Raw genomic sequence first — 22,694 nt, 5'->3', positions numbered from 1 at the left:
ACCAAAAAGGTTGGGATAGACATCTAGCCAATCGGGACCGACCTGCATAAGGTCGGCCCCATATGGTATCGGAAACGGACACATCCCTCATCGGCGACGCGCTGGTGGTGTTGGGCGCCGCGGGCGTCATCATTCCCGCCTTTGCGCGCTTTCGTATCTCGCCGGTCATCGGCTTCATTCTCGTCGGCCTGCTCGTCGGCCCGTCGGGGCTCGGATCGCTGACCGGCGATTATCCCTGGCTGCGCCACGTCACCATCGGGTCGGCCGAGGAGATAGCGCTCTTCGCCGAACTCGGCATCGTGCTGCTGCTCTTCTCGATCGGCCTCGAACTGTCGTTCCGCCGCCTGTGGCAGCTTCGCAAGCTGGTGTTCGGCATCGGCGCCGCCGAGCTTTTCGTGGCGGGCGCGATCCTCGGCACCGCGCTGCTGCTCGTTGGCAATCTCTCCACCGCCGCCGCCTATGGCCTCGGCATCGCCCTCGCGCTTTCGTCGACCGCGCTGGTGCTGCCGATCGCGGGAACGAAGTCGGCGGTCGGCCGGGCCTCCTTTTCGATGCTGCTGTTCGAGGATCTGGCGCTGGTCCCGATCATCTTCGTCCTCGCGGCATTTTCGCCCGCGACGTCAGGGAACAGTACCGAACTGCTGCTCACCACCCTGTGGCAAGGCGCGGTCGTCGTCGCCGGGCTGGCGATCGGCGGCTGGTTCCTGCTGCCCAAGATTTTCGCGCAAGCGGCGCGCGCCAAGGATCCCGAGCTCTTCCTCGCCGCGAGCCTGCTCGTGGTCATTGTCGCGGCGCTCGCGACCGCCGCGGTCGGCCTGTCGCCGATTGTCGGCGCGCTGCTCGCCGGGCTGATGATCGCCGAAACCGAATATCATAACGAGGTCGAGGCCATCACCGCGCCGTTCAAGGGGCTGGCGCTCGGGGTCTTCCTGATCAGCGTCGGCATGGGGCTCAATCTCAAGAGCATCGCCGCGCTGTGGCCGCAGCTCATCGCCGCGGTCGTCGGGGTGGTCATCGTCAAGGCGGCTGTCACCGCCGCGCTGCTACGCTTCTCGGGCGCGGCGCGGCGCGGGACCGCGGCCGAGGTCGGCCTGTTGATGGCAAGCCCGTCCGAAACCACGCTGATCGTGCTCGCGACGGCGTTCCAGGCGCAGCTCATCAGCCGCGAAACCGCCGAATTCTGGCAGCTCGTCACCGCGATCGGCCTGACGATCACCCCGCTGCTTGCCCGCATCGGCCACGACATCGCGCGGCGCATCGAAATGCGGAACGCGGATGCCGAGATCGAGGAGGAAGCCCCGCCGCGGCGCACCGTGATCGTCGGCTTCGGCCGCGTCGGGCGGATCGTCGCCGAACTGCTCCGCGAGCATGGACGCCCCTATATCGCGGTCGATGCCGATATCGACACGGTCGCGGCGGCGCGGCGCGACGGCTTCACGGTCCGCTTCGCCGACGTCGCGCGGCCGGGCAGCCTCGACCATCTGGGGATCGAGGTGGCCGACGCCGTCGTCCTGACCATGGACGATCCGGTGCAGCAGCTTCGCATGACGCGCCAGCTTCGCCGCAAATATCCTGACCTGCCGATCATCAGCCGCGCGCGCGGGGCGGACCATGCCGCCGCCCTTTATCAGGCGGGAGCAAGCGAAGCGGTGCCCGAAACGCTCGAAAGCTCGCTGCAGCTTGCCGAGGCGGTGCTGATCGACCTCGGCGTCGCGATGGGACCGGTGATCGCCTCGATCCACGACGTGCGCGCGAAAATGCGCCACGACATCATGACCAAGGGCGATCTCGATCACGAACCGCGCATCCCGAGGCTCAGGACGCCGGGAAGCTAGGACAGTCTCGAACGCGACGAGCGGTTACATGCTGGTTTCGCTCGCCCGTCCCTCCAGCTTCCGGACCATGGCGCGCAATGCGTCGACCTCGGCGGTCAACCGCCTGAATCGGGCATCATGCGCCGCGGCGCGCTTCTCTCGCTCCATCGCCACGGCGAGCCCCCGGGCGGTCGGATCTGCGATATCCTCCAGCGCTTCGCGTTCGTCGTGGCCATAGAGGCTGCCGTCAGGCCGCGGGCCCAGCAGCAGCCATCCCGTCGCGCCCATCGCTTCGGCATGCAGCGGTATCCGCATCGGAAACAGCGGATCGGCGCGGTCGATCTGCATTTTCGCTGCCCCGTCGGCCGGAGCGATGTCCTGCGCCAGCCATGCCTCCACGGCGGCCCCGTCGATATCGCGGACCGCCAGCACGGCATCGCCGATCACGACGGCGCCATGGCTGGCTCGCACACCATCCTCGAGGCGCGCCAGAGCCGCATTCGCCAATATTTCCGCACTCGACGTTTCGCGCAAATCGCCGACCAGCAACGGCAGCCCCCGGCGCAATTGGACGAGGCCGCTACGGAAACGTTTTTCCACCCAATCCGAAACGCGGTGATGCACCGGCACGATCAGCATCGCCGCCATCGCCGCCGCCAATCCGCTGGCCAACGCACCCGTGCTGCGGCCGAGATACTACTCGCCGATGGCTTCGATCAATTTCTCCGAAGCCGCGAAGATACCGACCATTCCAAGCGTCAGGCCGCCATAGACCACCGAATTGCTGATCGTCGCATCGACGTCGAAAAGGCGATACCGAAGCAGCGATATGGTGAAGACGAGACAGAACAGGATATTCGTCATCGACTGTACGGCGACGGCCACCACGGTAAGCCACGCATATACGCCATAATCGGTCGCCGCCTCGATAGGATAATTCAGCGCAGCATTCAGGCAGAACGCCGCGACCATCGCCGCGAAGCCGAAAAGCGCCCAGCGAATTTGCTGCCGCTCGGTCCCGGCCGGCAGGCCGCGGGCGCGGACAAAAATGGCGGCCACGGCCAGGAGATATAGCGATATTTCGATCGCGCCGCCCAAGGCACCGAACACATCCGTGAAAACGAGAATCCCGAAAAGGATGGGCGCAGCCACGAACAGCAGCGCGGACCAGCGCGATGCGAACCGGCCATCGGGGAAGATCGCCAGGATCATCACCGGCAACGACGCCGAAAGAAAATTGATCGCACCTATGGCGATCGAGGCCAGCCCCGATCCCCCCATCGAGCCGCCGCTCGAAAAAATGGCAGCCGCGGTTGCACCACACAGCAGCATCAGGGACGTCCAGGGCGCGAGCGTATCGCGTCCGCGCCGGAGCATGAGAAGCAGAGCGCAGACCCACGGGACGAGCGAATAGCTGATCAGGTTCAGCAGGCCGAAGGCCCAGCGCGACGCACCGGGAAACAGGGCGTAGGGCCGAAGCGCGCGCCGCGCCAACTCGGGATCGCGGGTCAGCGTTCGCGTTACCTGCTCACCCGACGGCTTTCGGATGGTCAGGGCAACCTGACTGCCGATAGCCCCGTCCAGCAGCCTGTCGACCGTCGCCCAATCGGCCTCCGTCACCGGACGGCCGTCGACGGCAACCAGCAAATCGCCGTTGGCGATACCCGTCTTTGCAGCGACGCTATCGACGGCCGGCCCCAGATGAACCCCGTTCATCGTCGTGAGGCCCAGATTGATGGCGGGCGGCACTGTGGTGATGTAGCGATAGGTCGCCGGCAATGAGGCCATCATGGCGATCGATGCTGCGACCAGCATCGTCCACCAGACGGCCAGGAACAGGAGTCGGGGCCTTCCGGTGAGCGGCGCCATACTGTCCGGAAACCAGCGCTTCTTCGTCGATCGTGCGTCTGTCAACTGGCCCCCCGCCACCCGCGCCGCCACGCGAACACCCCGATTGCAATTTTCTAACCGAGGCGCGGCGCCCCCGCAACGGAGATGTCGGGCAAAAGCCATCGGGGCCAGGCCCCGAAACGGAGGTTCCGGCTGGGCAAGACTTTGCGTCCCGGCGAAGGCAGCGCAGGGTGAGCCGGGGCTATCGCCCGCCCTGCGCCGCTGCCTTGTCGAGCGCGGCGGCGTCCGCCAGCGTCATTCCCTTCGGCAGGACCGCCACCGACCACTGGCGCCCCGGCACCAGATATTGCCGCGCGAGCCGCTGGATATCGGCGGGCGTAATCGACGAAATATCGCGATCGATCGACAGTGCCGCCGCGGCGACGCGCGGATCGCGGGTCGCGCCCTCGAGCAGGAACATCCAATAGACGTTGCCGGTCGAAGCCCGCTCGATCTGCTCGCGGATCGGCCCGGCGTTGCGCGCGAGTTCGTCGGCGCCGACCGGATTGGCGACCAGGTCGGCGGCGATATCGCTGGCGATTTCATAGAAACGGCCGACATCCTTCGGCGCCAGCAGGCTGCCGACAACCAGATAGCCGCCGCTGCCATCGAAGCCTGTCGGCCAATGGCTGTCGGCGCTCGGACCATAGCTTGCCCCCTGCTCGGCGCGCAGCCGGTCGAAAAGCCGGTCGTTGAAAATCGCCGCCAATATCTCCAGCCCGTGCGCGTCACGCGGATTCCCCAGGCCTCCGCTCGTCGGCCAGGCGGTCATCGCCGCCGCCTGCCCCTGTTCGCCCTTGTGATAGGCGATCATCGGCGTTGTGTTGTGTTTCGCGAAAGCGACGGCCTGTCCGCTCGGCGGCGCCAGTTCCTGGCGCGGGGACAGCGCGCCCAGCGTGTTCGCCAATATCTGCTTGTAATCGACCGTCGACAGGTCGCCGAATATCTGCACCTCGATCGGCCCGCTCGCCAGCCGCGGTTCCCAAAAGGCGCGAAAAGCAGCCGGGGTCAGCGCCGATATCGCTGCCTTGTCGGGTGCCGACCAGCGCGCGTCGTCGCCGGTCAGCCAGCCTTGCAGATTGCGGTCGAGCACCGCATTGGGCGTCGCATCGTTGAGGTCGTAGCCGGTCAGATAGCCGACGCGCAGCCGCTCGACCGGCGCAGCATCCCAGCGCGGCATCGCGAGCTTCGCCGCCATCAGCTTCATCTGATCGGCCAGATCGGCGGGCCGGCTTTCGGCCGACAGCTCGAATGCATCGTCCTCGACCGAGAAATTCATCTGGATCTGGCGCCCGTTGGTAAGCTGGTCGATCTCATTCTGACCCCACGGGCCGATGCCGCTCGCGACCAGCGCATAATCGCCGGTCCACAGCAGGTTCGGCGCGTCGGCGGCAACGCTGCGATTGCCGGTGCCGAAGCGGACCTTCACCCGCACCTTTCCGGGCTCGACCTGATTGTTCGACACCAGCGCGGTGACGCCGTTGGCGAATGCGATCCGTTCGGCGCGAAGCCCCGGAACCGGCTCCGTCGACACGATCGACCCGGGCTTGCCGATCGGGGGCAATTGCTTGAAATCGACGTTCGCTGCGGCCAGCCGGTCGCCCTGTATCTTCGGCGGCGCGGCCAGCGCCGCGATCAGGGCCGCATCGCCGCCAGGAATCGCGGCCGGGGTCGTCAGCACGACGCGCGTCACGGGCGCGCTGAAGATCGCCTTGCTGATGCCCAGCATCACCTGCGGCGTCGCGGAGGCGCGGATCGCCTTGAACATGTCGACCTGCCCCTGCGGGCTGGCGACCGTCTCGCCAATGTCGACCGCACGCACCATGTCGTCGGCAAGCCGCGCGCCGGGTTCGTTACGGGCGTTGTCGAGTTCCTTGAGCAGAAAGGCCTGAATCTCGTTCGCTTCGCGGTCGATGTCGGCCTGCGACGGCGGCGTCGTCACCGCGTCGGCGATCACCCCGCGCACGTCGGAGAGCGCCGCCTTCCAATCGCTGAGCGGCACGATCTGCGCCATGGTGACGTCGGCGCTGCGGCTGACATATTGCTGCTCGACCGTCGCGACCAGAAAGCTGCCGCCCGCCCGCGCCCGGTTTTCGAGCCGCCGGTTAACCAGCGCCTGCGCGAGATATTCGAGGTAGAGCCGCCGCGTATTCTCGACCGTGTCGATCCGCTTCTTCCACGGCCGGATCATCGCGAGCGTCAGCGCGAGCGGCTGGTTGGGCTCAACGATCACCTTCGCGACAGGCGCCTTGGGATCAGGTTTGCCGAAATCGGGCGGCGTCGGCGCCGGACCGTCCCCCTGCCAGTCGCCATAATATTTGGCGATCAGCCGCGCGAACTCGGCCGGATCGCCATCACCGGAGATCACGACCACCGCGCGATCGGGCCGATACCAACGATTGTGGAACGCCTGCACCGCGGCGGCGCGCGCCGCCGCGAGCGAGGCCGTGGTGCCGATCGGCGAACGATCGCCGAGCAATTGCCCCGCGAAAAGATGCGCGGTGGTGCGGTCGGCGATCCGCTTTTGCGGTCCGTCCGATTCGCGCAGTTCGGCCAGCACGACGCCGCGCTCGGCGGTCACCGCCGCTTCGGAAATTCGGGGTTCGCGCACCATGCCCGCGAGCAATTTCATGCTTTCGTCGAGATTGGCGGGGGTCACGCTCGGCAGGTCGAGTTGATAAACCGTCTGCGTCGGCGTGGTTTGCGCATTGGAATCGCTGCCGAATGTCACACCGAAACGCTGCCAGATGCGCTTCGTCTCGCCATCGGGAATATGCTCCGACCCGCGAAAGGTCAGATGTTCGAGCAGATGTGCAAAGCCGCGTTCGGCGTCACTTTCGAACATCGAACCGACGTCCATGCGGACGCGGATCGACACCTGTCCCGGCGGCACCCCATTGTTGCGGACAGCGTAGCGAACGCCGTTGGGCAGCACGCCGAACTGCCATGCCGTATCGCGCGGAATGTCGCTGCCCGCATAGAGCCAGTCGCTGGCCTGCCCGGCCAGCACCGGAGAGGCGGAGGGCGCGGTCTGCGCAGCGGCGATCGGCGCGAACAGCATCGCGGCGACGGCGCTGGCCGAAAGGAAGGATCGCAGGATAAATGGGGGCGTCAGCGGGGGAGAATAGGACATTGCCCCCTCTTATCGCCTTCGAACCTTGCTGGCCACTGAACTTCGCCCGCCCGCCCTTCCCTCGGGCTCGCGACGGGCGGCTTGCCGCGGGCGCGGCTTGGGCCTAGCCAGACGCGATGGAAACCGCCCCTGCCCCGCTCGCCGCGCTCGTCCAGATGACGAGCGGCATCGATCCCGCCGTCAATCTGGCGACGATCGACCGCGCGCTGGACGAGGCGGCGACAAAGGGCGCGACGATGGCGTTCCTCCCCGAAATGTCGCTGCTGCTCGACCGCAACCGCCCGCGCTCGGCGATGCATATCGTCCGCGAGGCGGACAGCGCCTGGCTCCCGGCGCTCCGGCAGATGGCGCAGCGCCATGGCCTGTGGCTGCACAGCGGATCGATGCCCTTGCTGTCCGACGACGGCGCCCGGCGCGTCAATCGCAGCCATGTGATCGCCGCCGACGGCAGCGTCCGCGCGCGCTACGACAAGATCCACATGTTCGACGTCACCCTTCCGTCGGGGGAGAAATGGACCGAGTCCGCCGCCTATGCCAGTGGAGCGGCTCTCGAAGTCGTCGAAACCCCGCTCGGGCGTCTCGGCCTCAGCATCTGTTTCGACCTGCGCTTTCCCGAACTCTATCGCGCGCTGGTCGATCGCGGCGCCGATCTGATCGCGGTGCCCGCCGCCTTCACCGTCTCGACCGGCGAAGCCCATTGGCACATCCTGCTCCGCGCCCGCGCGATCGAAACGGCGTGCCATGTCGTCGCGGCGGCCCAGAACGGAACGCACGCCGATGGGCGGGCAACCTACGGCCACAGCCTCGCGATTGATCCATGGGGTACCGTGCTGGCCGAAGCGACGGCGGGCAACGCCGATGGCGATCGCGGCTATGATCTGATCCTCGCCCCGATCGCCGCCGATGCCGCCGCGCAGGCACGACAAGCCATCCCCCTCGCCCGATCGCGCGCCATTCGGTCGATCGAAATTTAGGGTATAGTCAAATTCCGTATGTCGGCTTTTCGGCCGGAAGGGAAGGCGACACTCTGCGCCTCATTACTTCGTCATTTCCGCCCAGTTTCGACCATCCGCAGTTCGACCAATGAGCGGTGTTTAATTCCCGGACCCTGAATGCACAAAAGGCCCCGAACTTTCGTTCGGAGCCTTTTGGATTATCTCGGCGATGCCGGATCAGCCGGGGCTGGTCGGGTTGTCGCTGTTGTTGTCCGATGCCAGGATGATGCCACCGATGATCGCGGCCAGAGCAACGAGAGCGATGATCCAGCTCGTGCTTCCTTCGAGTTCGCTTTCGCCGCCGACAACCGACGTGGCACGAGCCGAATCAAGCGAGGTAGCAGCCGAAGCGGCAACCGGGGCCACAATCATCGACGTTGCCGCGAGGGAGATCGCAGCTTTCTTAAGCAGGTTCATCTTCTTCTCCGTCCACTGGAACTAGTCTTATCGAATCACAGCAATGCGTTGGCTATCGCAGTGAATCTACCCAGCCTCTGTAGGCATAGTCATTGCCGATTGCAACGATGATTTGACCTATCCCCCATTTGTTATGAATTTGCTAAACCAGCGAAAAGCGCTGCATCGGCACCAATTCATCCACGTCGGATACGATCGAACGGCTCGCTCGTCACCGGGTAGCCGAGATGATCGGGGATGCACAGATGCGCGCGGCCGTCGCGTTCCTCGACCCACGGCGTGACCAATTCGACCGGAAAATGCCCGGCATGCGCCGAAAAATCGGCGAAGCTGCCCGTCTGCGCCAGCCTCTCCAGATTGCGGCGGGTCGGGAAGATGATCGACACGTCGCCGCGATCGGCCATCGCCAGCGTGTCGGGGGCGCTCGCCCAAAAGATATGGCTGTGCTCGGCCTCCTCGACCGTCAGTTCATGCCCGTGCGGCGGCGCGGCGACGGCATAGAAGCGAGTATCGAAGGTGCGCGCTTCCTTGAAATTGGGGCACCAGCGCGCAAAGGGCACGAGCGATTCGAGTGCGAGTCGCTCGTTCCGCGACTCCAGCATCTTTGACAATAGCGTCCCGCCGAGCAGCGCCTGGCGGATTGCGGCCGTTTCCTGATCGGCGAGCGTCGGCCAGCCGACCGCAAGACCCGTCTCCTCGAGCGTTTCGCGCAGCGCCGCGACCCGCGCCGCGCCCTCGACATCGTCCGGCGCGAAGCCGTGCTGCGCCGCGACCACATAATCGTCGGGATCGATGCGCCCGCCCGGAAACACCACCGCACCCGCCGCGAAAACCATCGTCGTCGACCGCTTGACCAGCAATATCTCGTCGGGCCCGCCCCCGCTTGGGGGGCGCATGATGACGAGCGTGGCAGCGGGGATGGCGTTGTCCGGCACGGCGGACGGCGAAGCGGATGAACTCATGCCAAAACCCTAACCGTGCGCGCCGCGCTTGTCATCCGGCCATTGCAGAGGCGCGGACGAGGGTGCAAGAAGGGCCTCCAGTGGGAGCAGGGCCATGGGAATATTGGAGATTCTGGGTGTCGCCGGCAGTCTCAGCCTGCTCGCAGGCTGGCGGCTCTACCTCACCATTCTCGCCACCGGCATCGCGATGCATTTCGGCTGGCTGCCGCTGCCCGAACATCTGAAGGCTCTGCAGGTTCTCGCCAACCCCTGGGTTCTCGGCGTCGCGACCGTCGGCACGCTCGCCGAATTCTTCGCCGACAAGGTCGCCTGGATCGATTCGGCCTGGGACGCGATCCACAGCGTTATCCGTCCGCTCGGAGGCGCGCTGCTCGCGCTGGCGCTCGTCGACAGCTCCGATCCGGCGTGGCAGGTCGTGGCCTTCCTCCTCGGCGGCGGCGGCGCGCTGCTCAGCCACGGCGCTAAGGCGACGACGCGCGCGGTCGTCAACATCAGCCCCGAACCGTTCAGCAACGCCGCGGTCTCGACCGGCGAGGATGTTGCGACGACCGGGTTGCTCGCACTCGCCATCGCCTATCCCGCGCTCGCGATCGTGATCGCCATCCTGCTCGCCGCCGCCGCGGTGGTGGTGATCGTCGCGCTGCGCCGCCTGCTCCGCAACATCAAGACGACCCTGAAACGCGCGCTCGGCGATCTGCCGCCGGAGGCAAAGCGTTTGCCGCCGGTTTAGGCCAGCGATTCGGCAATCGGTCCTCCCACCACTTCACGGCAGGGAGGATCGGATAGCGATCAACCTGCGAGCAATTCCTTGAGCGGCTTGTCGGTGTCGGCAAGCTGCTCGGCCGTCGCGACGAGCCCGGCGGTGACGATCATCCGCCCCTGGACATAATCTTTGGTCGCATTGACGCAGTCGAGCGCGATCACCCTGCCCGCCTTCAGATAGACGATCGAGAAGCTGCGGCTCGCGATGTCGCCGCGCACTACCGTCTGGTCGTGTCCGGTCGAGAGCCCCGCGGTCTGGAGCTTGAGGTCGTACTGGTTCGACCAGAACCAGGGGATGGCGTGATAGGGCGCTTCGTCGCCAACGATGCCCTTGGCGACGACATTGGCCTGGTCGTTGGCATTCTGCACCGATTCGAGCCGGATCGTCGCGCCCTCGGCAAACGCATTCTCGTGCGCCGCGCAATCGCCGATCGCATAGATGTCGGGCAGGCTCGTCTTGCAATGGCGGTCGACGAGCACGCCGTTTCCACCCTCGGCCCCCGCCGCGATCAGCGGCTCGACCGCCGGGACGATGCCAATGCCGACGATGACGAGATCGGCGGGGATGACCTCGCCGTCCGACAGGCGGACGCCGGTTACGTGATCCGTGCCCTCGATCGCTTCGACCGCGACGCCGAGACGCAGGTCGACGCCATGGTCGCGGTGTTCCTTCTCATAGAAGCGCGACAGATCTTCGCCCGCGACGCGCGCCAGCACGCGGTCGAGCGCTTCCAGCAGCACGACCTTCTTGCCCGCCTTTGTCAGCACCGCCGCCGCCTCGAGCCCGATATAGCCGCCGCCGATCACGACGATCTGCCGCGCAGTCTCCGACGCCGCCTTCATTGCGTCGGCGTCGGCACGGGTGCGCACGCCCTGCACGCCGGGCAGGTCGCCGCCGGGGATCGGCAGCATTCGCGGGGCTCCGCCGGTCGCCCAGACGAGCTTGCCGTAACCGATCGTCTCACCGCCGTCGGTGGTGACGGTGTGTGCCGCGGGATCGACGCTCACCACCCGCTTGCCGAGCAACATCGTCACTTCGCGCTCGTCCCAATATTTGGCGGGGCGAAGCTGGATGCGCTCGAATTCCTTCTCGCCGGCGAAATATTCCTTCGAGAGCGGCGGGCGCTCATAGGGAAGCTCGGGTTCGTCGCCGATGATCGCGATGCTGCCTTCGAATTTCTGTGTCCGCAGCATTACCGCGACCTGCGCGCCGCCGTGTCCGGCCCCCACGATCACCACGTCGAACTGCATAATCCCTCCGTTACGGCGCGCTCGCTTTTCGGCCGTGCCCTTGCACGCCGCAGGCAGCGGCACAACAAACATTGGCTATCAGGCGGACAGTATCACCTCGTCGCGAAGCGCGACAAGCGCCGCGCCCAGCGCCTCGACCTCGGCGTCGCTGCGCGACCCGGCAACGAACGAGGCGGACAGACAGAAACCGGGGGCAATATCGGCGATTCCTGCGGCGACGGTGCAGACGCCGCGGTGGGCATATCCCCGATCGACCGCAAAGCCCTGCGTCGCCGCCGCCGCGACCTGCCGCGCATAGGCGTCGAACGGCAATTCGTCCTGCCAGCGCACCGGGGCATAGCGCCGCGCCAGTTCGGCTTCGCTCACCCCCTGCACCGCGGCAATCGCGCGCCCCGCCGCGCCGCTGCCGAGCGGCTGGCGTTGTCCGTCGGCGAGGCTGAGGCGCATCCCCGCGTCGCTCTCGGCGCGCCCGGCGAGCTGCATGCGGTCGCGCGAGACGACCCGCCACAGCCCGACCGCCGCCTCGGCGCTTTGGGCGAAGCGCGCCATCAGCGACTGCGCGCGATCGGCCAGCCGCGCGGCGCGGGTATCGCGGAGCGCATCGGCCGCCTGCCACGCAACCGCCAGCCGATACTGCTTGGTTCGCGCATCGCGCTCGACCGCGCCCTCGGCGACCAACGTCTTCAGGAGGTTGAGGCAGCTCGACGGGCTGAGGTCGGTGAAACGGCCGATGTCCGACAGCGTCAGCGCTCCCGACACCGCGAGCAGGCGGAGGATGGCGAAAGCCTGCGAGACGGAGCGAACCGGACCAGTCATGGTCCGGAGATATTTTCAACATGATGAAAAATCAATTCCGAATGTTGAAATGATGCACGCGGTCGCTTATCGCGCTATCGACACGAATCGAACGGGAGAGCGGCCATGAGCGGATGCCTTGACGGAAAGGTCGTCGCGATCACCGGCGCCGGGCGCGGCATCGGCCGCGAACTGGCGCTGCATTGCGCGGCCCAGGGCGCGGCGGTGATCGTCAACGATCCCGGCGTGGCGCAAGCGGGCGACGGCGGCGACGCCGCTCCGGCCGAAACGACGGCAGCCGACATCATCGCTGCGGGCGGCAAGGCCATCCCCAATTTCGGCAATGTCGCCGACCCGAAAGAAGCCGCAAGCATCGTCGAGGACGCGGTCGCCAAATTCGGCCGCATCGACGCCGTGGTGAACAATGCCGGCATCCTCCGCGACACCATCTGGCACAAGATGAGTTATGAAGACTGGAAGAGCGTCATCGAGGTCAATCTGACCGGCGTCTTCAATGTCTCGAAGGCTGCGACGCCCTATTTTCGCGAGCAGCAGTCGGGCAGCTTCATCCATTTCACCTCGACCAGCGGCCTGATCGGCAATATCGGCCAGGCCAATTACTCCGCCGCGAAGCTCGGCGTCGTCGCGCTGTCGCAGTCGATCGCGCTCGACATGGCGCGCGCCGGGGTGCGCTCGAACTGCATTGCCCCCTTCGCATGGAGCCGGATGACCGCCTCGATCCCCGCGACGACGCCCGCCGAGCAGGAGCGCGTCAAGCGCATCCAGGAAATGTCGGCCGACAAGATCGCGCCGCTCGTCGCCTATCTCGCCTCCGACCTGTCGCAGGACGTGACCAACCAGATCTTCAGCGTCCGCAAGAACGAGATCGTCCTGTTCTCGAAACCGCGCCCGGTGCGTTCGATGACCAAGCTCGAAGGCTGGACGGCAGAGGCGATCGCCGACGAACTGATCCCCGCCTTTCGCCCAAGCTTCGCGCGCGCCGACGAAGTGTCGGCGCACGTCTTCCCCTACGACCCGATCTGAGGAACAGCCCATGAGCAACCCCGGCATGGACGCGGACGTCTTCGAACAGTTCATCGAGCAGCTTCAGCGCTATGTGCGCGAGCGCCTTCTCCCCGCCGAGAAGGAGATCATCGAGACCGACCGCATCCCCGACGATATTCTCGCCGAAATGCGCGATATGGGACTGTTCGGCCTGACCATCCCCGAAGAGTTCGGCGGCGCGGGGATGAACGTCAGCCAGTATGTCAGGACGATCCACACGATCAGCTATGCGATGCCGGCCTTCCGTTCGATCATCTCGATCAACATCGGCATGTTCGCCTCGGCGCTCAAGAATGGCGGGACCGAGGCGCAGAAGGCCGAGTGGCTGCCGCGCGTCGCTTCGGGCGAAATCGCCTGCTTCGGCCTGACCGAACCCGGCTCGGGATCGGACTCGGCGGGGCTTCAGACGACCGCGACGCAGACCGACAACGGCTGGGTGCTGAACGGCACCAAGCGCTACATCACCAATTCGCCCTTCGCCAAGGTCGGCCTGATCATGGCGCGGACAAGCAAGGAGAATCTGCCCAAGAACGCTCATGTCTCGGCTTTCGTCGTGCCGATGGACGCGCCCGGCGTGTCGATCGGCAAGTCCGACAAGAAGATGGGCCAGTCGGGCAGCCACATCGCCGACATCGTGATGGACGATGTGCGCGTCGGCGGCGAGGCGTTGCTGGGCGGCGAACTCGGCAAGGGGTTCGCCTATGCAATGATGAGCCTCGACAACGGCCGCATGTCGGTCGGCGCCGCAGCGACCGCCTATGCGCGCCGGGCGCTCGACAGCGCGGTGCGCTACGCGACCGAGCGCAAGGCGTTCGGCGAACCGATCGCCAATTTCCAGCTTATCCAGCAGATGCTCGCGCAGAGCGAAATCGACATCTATGCCGCCGAATGCATGATGGCGGATGTCACCCGCCGCGCCGATGCGGGCGAGAATGTCCTGCGCAAGGCAGCGGCCTTCAAGGTTTTCGCGTCGGAGATGTGCGGGCGCGTCGTCGATGCCTGCGTGCAGGTCTATGGCGGCGCGGGCTATCTTGCCGAATATGATGCCGAGCGCTTTTTCCGCGATGCGCGCATCTATCGCATCTACGAAGGCACGACGCAGATTCTCCAGCTTCAGATCGCCAAGCATATGCTGCGCGAATTCGCGGCGGCGAATTGAAGATGAGGAACCGCTTTCCCTCTCTTCCACCGTGCCCCTGCGAAGGCAGGGGCCTATCTCCTGCCCTAACGATACAGAGCAAGCGGTGGCAGGAGATCGATAGCGCCGGAGATGGGCCCCTGCCTTCGCAGGGGGACGGCGGGAAAGAATCTGATGTATAACCTTCTCTCCGCCCTCCCGGTCATCGAGGCGTCGTCCTTCGTCGCCTCCCCCACCGCCGGCCTTTACCTCGCGCAGTTCGGCGCCGAGGTGATCCGCGTCGACCAGATCGGCGGGGGGCCCGATTTCCGGCGCTGGCCGGTGACGGCGGAGAACGACTCGCTCTATTGGGAAAATCTCAATCGCGCGAAGAAGTCGGTCGCGCTCGACCTCGCGCGACCCGAGGGGCGCGAGCTGTTGCAGGCGCTGGTGCGCGCCACGGGCCAGTTCGTCACCAACTTTCCCGCCGGCGGCTTCCTGTCGCACGAATTGCTTGCCGAGGGACGCCCCGACCTGATCACCGTGCGCGTGATGGGCTGGGCCGACGGCTCGCCCGCGCTCGACTATACGGTCAACAACAGCGTCGGCTATCCGATGCTCACCGGGGCGGGGCCGGAACCGGTCAATCATGTCCTGCCCGCGTGGGATTTGCTCACCGGCGCCTATGCCGCCTTCGCGCTGCTCGCCGCGATCCAGCGCCGCGCCGCGACCGGCGAAGGCGGCGAGGTGCGCCTGCCGCTTTCCGACGTCGCGATCGGCACCGTCGCCAATATGGGCGGCCTCGCCGAGGTGCTTTATACCGGCGAGAACCGCCCGCGGCTCGGCAATGCGGTCTACGGCCTGTTCGGGCGCGATTTCACCACCCGCGACGGACAGCGGACGATGATCGTCGTCGTCACCCCGCGCCAATGGGCGAACCTGATCGCCGCGCTGAATCTCGGCGAGGCGGTCGCGGCGGTCGAGGCGGCGCGCGGCGTCTCCTTCGCGAAGGACGACGGCCTTCGCTTCACCCACCGCGACGCGCTCTATCCGCTGTTCGAGCGGGCGATCGCGGCGCGCGACCATAACGACCTCGCCGCTGCGTTCGATGCGGGCGGGATCGTCCATTCGCCCTATCGCACGATGCTCGATGCCGCGAACGACCCGGCGCTGGTCGCGGACAATCCGATCTTTGGAAGCGCCGCCAACCCCAGCGGCTTCGCCTATCCCGCCGCGGGCGCCTTCGCCACGATTCCGCAGGCCGAGCGCGAGCCGCCGCGCCCGGCACCGCGCAACGGCGAGCATAGCGAAGAAGTCCTGGCCGCCCGCCTCTCGCTTTCCTCGGGCGAGATCGCCCGCCTGATCGATGCGGGGATTGTCGGTGTCGGTTGAATCCCTTCCCCTCGTCACCCCGGACTTGATCCGGGGTCCATTCTCTCAACGTTGCTTTGAATGGACCCCGGATCAAGTCCGGGGTGACGAACCAGCTTACCCTTCGGTACTCGACGGAGACATAATATGACCCTGCGCCGCGCCGCTATCGTCGCCCCCATCCGCACCGCCGTTGGCAAGTTCGGCGGTTCACTCTCATCAATGACCGCGGGCAGCCTTGGCGCGGTCATCCTGAAGGCGCTCATGGAGCGGACCAAGATCGACCCCGCGCGCGTCGATGACGTCGTCTTTTCGCAAGGCTATGGCAATGGAGAGGCGCCGTGCATCGGCCACTGGTCGTGGCTCGCCGCCGGCCTGCCGCTCGAGGTGCCGGGGTACCAGCTAGACCGCCGCTGCGGCTCGGGGCTGCAGGCGATCGTCAATGCCGCGATGATGGTCCAGACCGGCATGTCCGACGTCGTCGTCGCGGGCGGCGTCGAATCGATGTCGAATGTCGAGCATTACAGCACCGACATCCGCAAGGGCGTGCGCGCGGGCAACCTCACCCTCCACGATCGGCTGACGCGCGGGCGCGTCATGTCGCAGCCGGTCGAGCGCTTCGGCGTGATCACCGGCATGATCGAGACGGCTGAAAATCTGGCGAAGGATTATGGCATCGGCCGCGAGGCGTGCGATGCCTATGCGGTGCGCAGCCACCAGCGTGCCGCCGCCGCCTGGACGAACGGCCTGTTCGACGACGAACTGGTGCCGGTGTCGGTGCTGCAGAAGAAGGGCGATCCCATCGTCTTCGCGCACGACGAGGGCTATCGCGCCGACGCGAGCATGGAAACGCTCGGCAAGCTGCGCGCGCTGGAAGGCGGCGTGGTCACGGCGGGCAATGCGAGCCAGCAGAATGATGCGGCCGCCGCCTGTCTCGTCGTCGCCGAAGACAAGCTCGAAGAACTCGGTCTCGAACCCATCGCCTGGTATCACAGCTCGGCAGCGGCAGGATGCGACCCGAGCCGTATGGGCATCGGTCCCGTTCCCGCGGTCGAACGGCTGTTCGCGCGGAACGGCCTCGGCTGGAGCGACATCGACCTCGTCGAGCTCAACGAGGCCTTCGCGCCGCAGGTGCTCGCGGTGCTCAAGGGCTGGGGCTGGTCCGACGACGACAGCCGGAACGAGATTCTGAACGTCAACGGATCGGGCATCTCGCTCGGCCATCCGATCGGCGCGACCGGCGGGCGCATCCTCGCCAATCTGACGCGCGAACTGGTTCGCAGGAACGGCCGCTATGGTCTTGAAACCATGTGCATCGGCGGCGGCCAAGGCATCGCGGCGATCTTCGAGCGCGCCTGATGGACTTGCGCTCCGCCCTGCAAGCGGCACAGACTTATCGCGGTGCGGCACAGGCGGCGCTCGCCGAACGACTAGCGGTGCGGCCGATCGATCGCGAGCAGCGCGCGGCGCACGGCTTTGCCTGGGTTGCGACGACGGTGGCAGCGCTAGAAGCGACACTGGATTGGTTTGAAGCGGGCAATGCCGCGAACCCGCTCGACGCGAAGATAGCTACCCTCGCCTTCGCCGAAGGCATTGGCCAGCTCACCGGTGGCCTGCCGATGGGGCAGAACGAGATGTTCCGCCCCGCCGACCTCGGTCTCACCGCCGCCGCGCGGGCGCTGGCGGACGCCTGCGCCGACCTGCTCGACACCGACCATGCCGCAACGCGCGCCGCGGTCGCCGCCGCGCTCGCCGAAGGCCATTGGCCGAGCGAGACGCTGCACGACGCCGACCTCGACGCGATCCGCGAGCAGTATCGCCGTTTCACCGATGCCGCGATTATCCCCCACGCGCACGGCTGGCACCTCGCCAATGACCTGATCCCCGACGCCACCGTGCAGGCGATGGCCGAACTCGGCACCTTCGGCGTCTGTATCCCCGAGGAATTTGGCGGCCTCGGCCTTGGCAAGCTCGTGATGTGCCTCGTCACCGAGGAACTGTCGCGCGGCTGGATCGGCGCGGGCTCGCTCGGTACGCGCTCGGAAATCGCGGGCGAGCTGATCGCGATGGGCGGCACCGACGCGCAGAAGGCCGAATGGCTGCCGAAGATCGCGAGCGGCGAGATATTGCCCACAGCGGTGTTTACCGAACCCGACGTCGGCTCCGACCTCGGCTCGCTCCAGACGCGCGCCCGGCGCGAAGATGACCACTGGGTCATCGATGGCGCAAAGAACTGGATCACCCATGCGAGCCGCTCAGACCTGATGACCCTGCTCGCGCGCACCCTCCCCGACGCCAAGGGCTATGCGGGCCTCTCGATGCTGCTCGTCCCCAAGCCGCGCGGGACCGAGGCCGATCCCTTTCCAGCTATCGGCATGACCGGCAGCGAGATCGAAGTGCTCGGCTATCGCGGGATGCGCGAATATGCGTTGCAGTTCGACGGCATGACCACGCCCGCCGACGCGCTGCTCGGCGGCGAGGAAGGGCAAGGTTTCAAGCAGCTCATGCGCACCTTCGAGGGCGCGCGCATTCAGACCGCCGCCCGCGCGGTCGGGGTCACGCGCCGGGCGCTCGAACTCGGGCTCGACTATGCGCTCGCCCGCAAGCAGTTCGGAAAAACGATCGTCCATTTCCCGCGCGTCGCCGACAAGCTCGCGATGAGCCTCGTCGATTTCATCATGGCGCGCGAACTCTCCTACGCCGCCGCGCGCGCCAAGGATTCGGGCAAGCGTTGCGATATCGAGGCGGGAATGGCGAAGCTGCTCGGCGCACGCGCTGCCTGGTCGAACGCCGATGCGGCGCTGCAGATTCACGGCGGCAACGGCTATGCGCTCGAATATGAGATCAGCCGCGTGCTGTGCGACGCGCGCATCCTCAATATCTTCGAGGGCGCGGCGGAGATTCAGGCGCAGGTGATCGCGCGCGGGCTGACCGGAGGACGCAATTGATGACCGACTGGAGCGCATGGATCGGCCGCGAGGATGAGCGCCGCGACCATATCGATCCGGCCGCGGTGGCGCGCTGGCTCGCGACGCTTGACCGCCCCGCCCCGGCGGACGGCAGCGTCCCGCAGGCTTATCACTGGTGCCTCGGCCTGCCCGATGCGCCGACCGCGAGCCTCGGCGCCGACGGCCATCCGGTGCGCGATGACAGCGACGACAGTTTCCTGCCGCCGATCCCTCTGCCGCGCCGCATGTGGGCGGCGAGCAAGGTCGAATTTCTCAGCCCCCTGCATCCCGGCCAATCGGTGGTGCGCAGCTCGCGCGTCGCCGCGATCACCGAGAAACAGGGCGGCAGCGGCACGCTCGTCTTCGCCGAGGTCGCCCACGAAACCCGCGGCGACGGCGAACTGGCGGTGCGCGAGACGCAGTCGATCGTCTTCCGCGAGCCCGCGCCCGCCGGCGCGCCGCCCGCCCCACCGCCGCCCGGCGACGACAGTTTCGATCCGTCGCCGTGGGACGCGCACCGGATACTCATTCCGTCGGAGGCGCTGTTGTTCCGCTACTCGGCGCTGACCTTCAACAGCCACCGCATCCACTACGACTTTCCCTATGCAACGCGTGAAGAGGGCTATCGCGGCCTCGTCGTCCACGGCCCACTCACCGCCACCCTTCTACTCGACCTCGCGCAGCGGCGGTTCGGCGACAATGCCGTCAGGCGCTTCGACTTTCGCGGCACCTCGCCCGCGATCTGCGGCGAGAAGCTGTACCTTGCGCTGCGCGGCAGCGGCGATGCGATCGAGCTCGGGGCCTTTGCGGCCGACGGGCGGCAGGTGATGGCGGCGACCGCGTCCATCTGACCGGGCGCGCATTTCCCCCTTCCATAAGATCGCGATGCGATTAAGCGGAGGTCATGCGTCTCGCGACCATCACCAACTGGGCCTATGGCGCGACGGTCGTGCTGACGATCGCTTCGTCGACGACGATGCTGCTCGCCTCGAACGCGCAGCAGCGCGAGCGCGAGGCGGTCGAGCAACGCTACCGGCTCGATCAGGCGACCGCGACGCTGGGCGACGACATTTTCGCGCTGAGTGACCGCGCGCGCCAATATGTGAACAGCGGCGACGCGACCTATCTGGTCGGTTACCGCGCCGAAGCGGCGGCGCTCAAACCCGTCGAGCAGCGGATCGCGCATATCGGCGATGCAGGTGCTTCCGAAAGCGAGCTCGCGGCGCTCGGCGAGGCAGTGCGGATTGCCGACCTGCTCCGCGACGAGCAGAGCGCGGCGCTGGCGGCGCATGAAAAGGGCGATGAAGCACAGGCGCGCCAGATCCTGTTCGGCGCCGAATATGAGCGGCAGCTCGACCGCGCCGAAATGGACCTCAGGCGCTTTCAGGACCGGCTCGAAAGCCGTACCGAGCGGCAGGTCGCGGCCGCCACCGACCTGTCGCGGCTGTGGAAGCGCATTTCGGAGATCGTGCTCGCGCTGACCGCGCTGCTCGTGCTCTGCGTCCTCTATTTCGTCTTCAAGCAGCGCGTGCTGCATCCGGTCGTCAAATTGAGCGACGTCGTCAACCGCCTCGCCCGGCAGGATTTCGAGGCCGAACCACCCGCGATCGACCAGATCGACGAGATCGGCGACATGGCGCAGGCGATCCGCATCTTCCGCGAGAACGGCCTCGAACGCCTGCGGCTGGAGGCCGAGCGCGATGCCGACCGGTCGATGCGCGACCTGCTGTCGCGGATGACGCAGCGGCTGCAGGGCTGCGACACGATGGATGATCTGAAAGAGGTCGTCGGCCGCTTCATGCCGGAGATCGCGCCGGGACTCGCCGGGCGCCTCTATCTGCTCGACCGGCGGCGCAACATGGTGGTCGAGGCGACCAACTGGCTCGATCCCGTTCATTCGAGGCCCGAATTTTCGGCGCTTTCCTGCTGGGCGCTGCGGCGCGGCGTTCCGCACCGGCCCGCGGGCGCCAGCATCGACGTGCCATGCGATCATGTCGAGCGCGTCGGCGAAGCACCGCTCGACACGCTGTGCCTGCCGCTGATCGCGCAGCGTGAGACGCTGGGGCTGCTCTATCTCGAACCCAAGGATACGGAGGGCGACGGCCTGACCGGCCCCGAAATCTATCTCGACATATTGGCGGAGAATATCGGGCTCGCGGTCGCCAACCTCCAGCTCCGCGAAACGCTGCGCGAGATGGCGCTCGCCGATCCGCTCACCGGCCTGCCGAACCGGCGGCAGCTCGACCAGCTTCTGGAGGTGCAGCTCGCGCAAGCCGAACGGCTCGGCCGCGATCTCGGCTGCCTGATGGTCGACGTCGATCATTTCAAGCGCTTCAACGACGTCCACGGCCACGATGCCGGGGACATGATCCTGCGCGAGGTCGGGCGCGTGCTGGCGAGTTCAACGCGCGAAGCGGGGCTCGCCTTCCGCTATGGCGGCGAGGAGTTCATGGTTCTGCTGCCGGGGTTTTCCGCCGAGCAGGCGAACGCGCGCGCCGAGGAGATCCGGCAGCGGATTGCCGGCCTGCAGCTCGGCAGCGAAGCCGGCAATCTCGGCCCCGTCACCGTCTCGATCGGGATCGCGATCACGCCGCTTCATTGCCCGCCCGACCGGCTGGTGCGCACCGCCGATGCCGCGCTGCTGCGCGCGAAGGCGATGGGACGCGACCGCGTCGAGATGGCGCAGCAGCGCGATTCCTTCGCGGCCACCTGACGCTAGGCGGGCTGCGTCGCCTTCTTGCGCCGGACGATCGTCTGGGCATTGGTATATTCGAGCAGGCCTTCGACTCCGCCCTCGACCCCGACACCCGACTGTTTCATGCCGCCGAACGCCGCGGTGGGCGACAGATGCTGGACCTCGTTGACCCAGACGGTGCCGCTCGCGATGCGCTCGGCAATCGCGAACGCCTTGTCCTCGTCCGCGCCCCAGACCGAACCGCCGAGGCCGTAATCGGTGGCATTGGCGCGTGCGACGACCTCGTCGAGATCATCGAATTTGAGGAGCGGCAGCACGGGACCGAACTGCTCCTCCTGCACGATCCGGCTGTCCTCGGGCGGATTGTCGAGGATGGTGACGGGGATGAAATAGCCCGGCACCTCCGCCGCCTCACCCCCGACGAGGAACTTGTAGCCCTTGTCCTTGGCATCCTGAATCAGGTCGAGCACGCGGCGATATTGCGCCTCGTTGTTGATCGGGCCGATTTGCGTGCCCTGTTCGGACCCGTCGCCGACCTTCACCGTCTTCGCATAGGCGACGAGCGCTTCCTTCAGCGGCTCGTATATGTCCTTGTGAACATACATGCGTTTGGTCGCGATGCAGATCTGGCCATTGTTGCGGAATGCAGCCCAGAACAGCTCCTCGGCAACCTTCTCGACATCGACGTCGGGCATGACGATCGCGGCGTCGTTGCCGCCAAGTTCCAGCGTCACGCGCTTGAGCGTCGGCGCCGCCGATTCCATCACCCGGCGCCCGGTGGCGGTCGAGCCGGTGAAGCTGATCTTGTCGAAGCCCTTATGGCTCGTCATCCACGGGCCGAGCGCATCGCCGCCGGTGACGATATTGAGCACCCCCGGCGGCAGCATGTCCCTGACCAGTTCGCCGAACTTGAGCGTCGCCAGCGGCGTGAACGGCGAAGGTTTGAGCACCATCGTATTGCCCGCGAGCAGCGCCGGACCGACCTTGAACATCGCGAGGATCATCGGAAAATTCCACGGCGCGATGGCGCCGACGACGCCGAGCGGGACGTGGCGCGTCTCGCTATAGCGTTCGTCGCTGTCCTCGTTGACCGTGACCGGCAGATCAAGGCTCGCGGCGCCCATCAGCCAATAGCCCGCGCCCATGATCTCGCCCTCGGCCTCGGCGTGCGGCTTGCCCTGCTCAGCGGTGAGCAGGCGCTTGAAAGCGTCGGCGTTGGCGAGCACCGCCTGCCCCATCGCGTTCAGCGCGGCCTTGCGTTCGGCGATCGGTGTCGCGGCCCAGCCGGGAAAAGCGCCGCGCGCAGCGGCAATGGCGCGGTCAAGATCGTCCCGGCTCGCATCGGGAACGCTGGCGATCACCGCTTCGGTCGCGGGGTTGCGTACATCGAAGCGCGCGCTACCGGCCTCCAGCTTGCTGCCGATCAGCATCGCATAGTCGCGGTCGAATTCCATCGTCTCTCTCCAGCTTTGTCGGTTT

18 protein-coding genes are annotated in these 22,694 nt (G+C 66.6%); 10 read left to right on the top strand and 8 right to left on the bottom strand.

Translation table 11 applies throughout. The annotated features are described in order from the left end of the window. Window positions 1–62 precede the first annotated feature (62 nt). Window positions 63–1,835 (top strand): cation:proton antiporter domain-containing protein, encoded by a 1,773-nt coding sequence (locus tag ACVENA_RS04290; RefSeq protein WP_449327798.1) that lies wholly within the window; start codon window positions 63–65, stop codon window positions 1,833–1,835. 24 nt (window positions 1,836–1,859) lie between these two features. Here the strand turns inward: ACVENA_RS04290 and ACVENA_RS04285 are convergent, their stop codons facing one another. The 3 genes from ACVENA_RS04285 to ACVENA_RS04275 all read right to left on the bottom strand — a co-directional run bounded on the left by ACVENA_RS04285 (window position 1,860) and on the right by ACVENA_RS04275 (window position 6,837). Then, window positions 1,860–2,462 (bottom strand): hypothetical protein, encoded by a 603-nt coding sequence (locus tag ACVENA_RS04285; protein ID WP_449327797.1) that lies wholly within the window; start codon window positions 2,460–2,462, stop codon window positions 1,860–1,862. A 48-nt stretch (window positions 2,463–2,510) separates the two neighbouring features. Next, on the bottom strand, window positions 2,511–3,683 hold the full coding sequence (locus ACVENA_RS04280; protein WP_449327796.1) for a PDZ domain-containing protein: 1,173 nt from the start codon (window positions 3,681–3,683) through the stop codon (window positions 2,511–2,513). A gap of 223 nt (window positions 3,684–3,906) precedes the next feature. Further along, the gene (locus ACVENA_RS04275; protein ID WP_449327795.1) at window positions 3,907–6,837 is read right to left on the bottom strand and encodes a M16 family metallopeptidase; all 2,931 of its coding nucleotides are present in this window, start codon (window positions 6,835–6,837) and stop codon (window positions 3,907–3,909) included. A 116-nt stretch (window positions 6,838–6,953) separates the two neighbouring features. On the opposite strand from ACVENA_RS04275, the gene ACVENA_RS04270 reads away from it, so the two are divergent. Beyond that, window positions 6,954–7,811: a carbon-nitrogen hydrolase family protein gene (locus ACVENA_RS04270; protein ID WP_449327794.1), complete on the top strand. Its 858-nt coding sequence runs from the start codon at window positions 6,954–6,956 to the stop codon at window positions 7,809–7,811. A gap of 198 nt (window positions 7,812–8,009) precedes the next feature. On the opposite strand, the gene ACVENA_RS04265 is transcribed toward ACVENA_RS04270, so the two are convergent. Next, window positions 8,010–8,249 carry a hypothetical protein gene (locus tag ACVENA_RS04265; protein WP_257548416.1) on the bottom strand — a complete coding sequence of 80 codons (240 nt, stop codon included), beginning with the start codon at window positions 8,247–8,249 and terminating at the stop codon, window positions 8,010–8,012. A gap of 176 nt (window positions 8,250–8,425) precedes the next feature. Beyond that, a complete protein-coding gene (locus tag ACVENA_RS04260; RefSeq protein WP_449327793.1) occupies window positions 8,426–9,211 on the bottom strand; it encodes an NUDIX hydrolase in 786 nt (261 codons plus the stop codon). Between the two features lie 94 nt (window positions 9,212–9,305). Between ACVENA_RS04260 and ACVENA_RS04255 the strand changes: the two genes are divergently transcribed. Further along, on the top strand, window positions 9,306–9,941 hold the full coding sequence (locus tag ACVENA_RS04255) for a DUF4126 domain-containing protein (RefSeq protein WP_449327792.1): 636 nt from the start codon (window positions 9,306–9,308) through the stop codon (window positions 9,939–9,941). Between the two features lie 59 nt (window positions 9,942–10,000). Here ACVENA_RS04255 and ACVENA_RS04250 read toward each other — a convergent pair whose 3' ends face one another. Together ACVENA_RS04250 and ACVENA_RS04245 are read right to left on the bottom strand one after the other, a co-directional pair. Then, on the bottom strand, window positions 10,001–11,224 hold the full coding sequence (locus ACVENA_RS04250; RefSeq protein WP_449327791.1) for an NAD(P)/FAD-dependent oxidoreductase: 1,224 nt from the start codon (window positions 11,222–11,224) through the stop codon (window positions 10,001–10,003). 78 nt (window positions 11,225–11,302) lie between these two features. Continuing rightward, window positions 11,303–12,040, bottom strand: a complete 738-nt coding sequence (locus tag ACVENA_RS04245; RefSeq protein WP_449327790.1) for an IclR family transcriptional regulator — start codon at window positions 12,038–12,040, stop codon at window positions 11,303–11,305. A 105-nt stretch (window positions 12,041–12,145) separates the two neighbouring features. On the opposite strand from ACVENA_RS04245, the gene ACVENA_RS04240 reads away from it, so the two are divergent. The 7 genes from ACVENA_RS04240 to ACVENA_RS04210 all read left to right on the top strand — a co-directional run bounded on the left by ACVENA_RS04240 (window position 12,146) and on the right by ACVENA_RS04210 (window position 21,233). Next, window positions 12,146–13,063: an SDR family NAD(P)-dependent oxidoreductase gene (locus ACVENA_RS04240; RefSeq protein ID WP_449327789.1), complete on the top strand. Its 918-nt coding sequence runs from the start codon at window positions 12,146–12,148 to the stop codon at window positions 13,061–13,063. Between the two features lie 10 nt (window positions 13,064–13,073). After that, window positions 13,074–14,243 carry an acyl-CoA dehydrogenase family protein gene (locus ACVENA_RS04235; RefSeq protein ID WP_449327788.1) on the top strand — a complete coding sequence of 390 codons (1,170 nt, stop codon included), beginning with the start codon at window positions 13,074–13,076 and terminating at the stop codon, window positions 14,241–14,243. Between the two features lie 153 nt (window positions 14,244–14,396). Then, a complete protein-coding gene (locus ACVENA_RS04230) occupies window positions 14,397–15,593 on the top strand; it encodes a CoA transferase (RefSeq protein WP_449327787.1) in 1,197 nt (398 codons plus the stop codon). A 126-nt stretch (window positions 15,594–15,719) separates the two neighbouring features. Then, window positions 15,720–16,931 (top strand): acetyl-CoA C-acetyltransferase, encoded by a 1,212-nt coding sequence (locus tag ACVENA_RS04225; RefSeq protein ID WP_449327786.1) that lies wholly within the window; start codon window positions 15,720–15,722, stop codon window positions 16,929–16,931. After that, complete coding sequence (locus ACVENA_RS04220) at window positions 16,931–18,520, top strand: acyl-CoA dehydrogenase family protein (protein ID WP_449327785.1); 1,590 nt, start codon at window positions 16,931–16,933, stop codon at window positions 18,518–18,520. The genes ACVENA_RS04225 and ACVENA_RS04220 overlap by 1 nt, the downstream gene beginning before the upstream one ends. Then, window positions 18,520–19,371, top strand: coding sequence for an FAS1-like dehydratase domain-containing protein (locus ACVENA_RS04215; RefSeq protein ID WP_449327784.1), 852 nt, complete (start codon window positions 18,520–18,522; stop codon window positions 19,369–19,371). Before ACVENA_RS04220 ends, ACVENA_RS04215 begins: the two co-directional genes overlap by 1 nt. A gap of 53 nt (window positions 19,372–19,424) precedes the next feature. Next, complete coding sequence (locus tag ACVENA_RS04210; RefSeq protein WP_449327783.1) at window positions 19,425–21,233, top strand: diguanylate cyclase; 1,809 nt, start codon at window positions 19,425–19,427, stop codon at window positions 21,231–21,233. Between the two features lie 2 nt (window positions 21,234–21,235). Here ACVENA_RS04210 and ACVENA_RS04205 read toward each other — a convergent pair whose 3' ends face one another. Beyond that, entirely contained in the window at window positions 21,236–22,669 is a 1,434-nt protein-coding gene (locus ACVENA_RS04205; protein WP_449327782.1) for an aldehyde dehydrogenase family protein, read from the bottom strand. Between the last annotated feature and the right edge of the window lie 25 nt (window positions 22,670–22,694).

The sequence above is a fragment of the Sphingopyxis sp. 550A genome (assembly GCF_053569535.1).
This window is presented reverse-complemented; position numbering and strand designations above follow the sequence as displayed.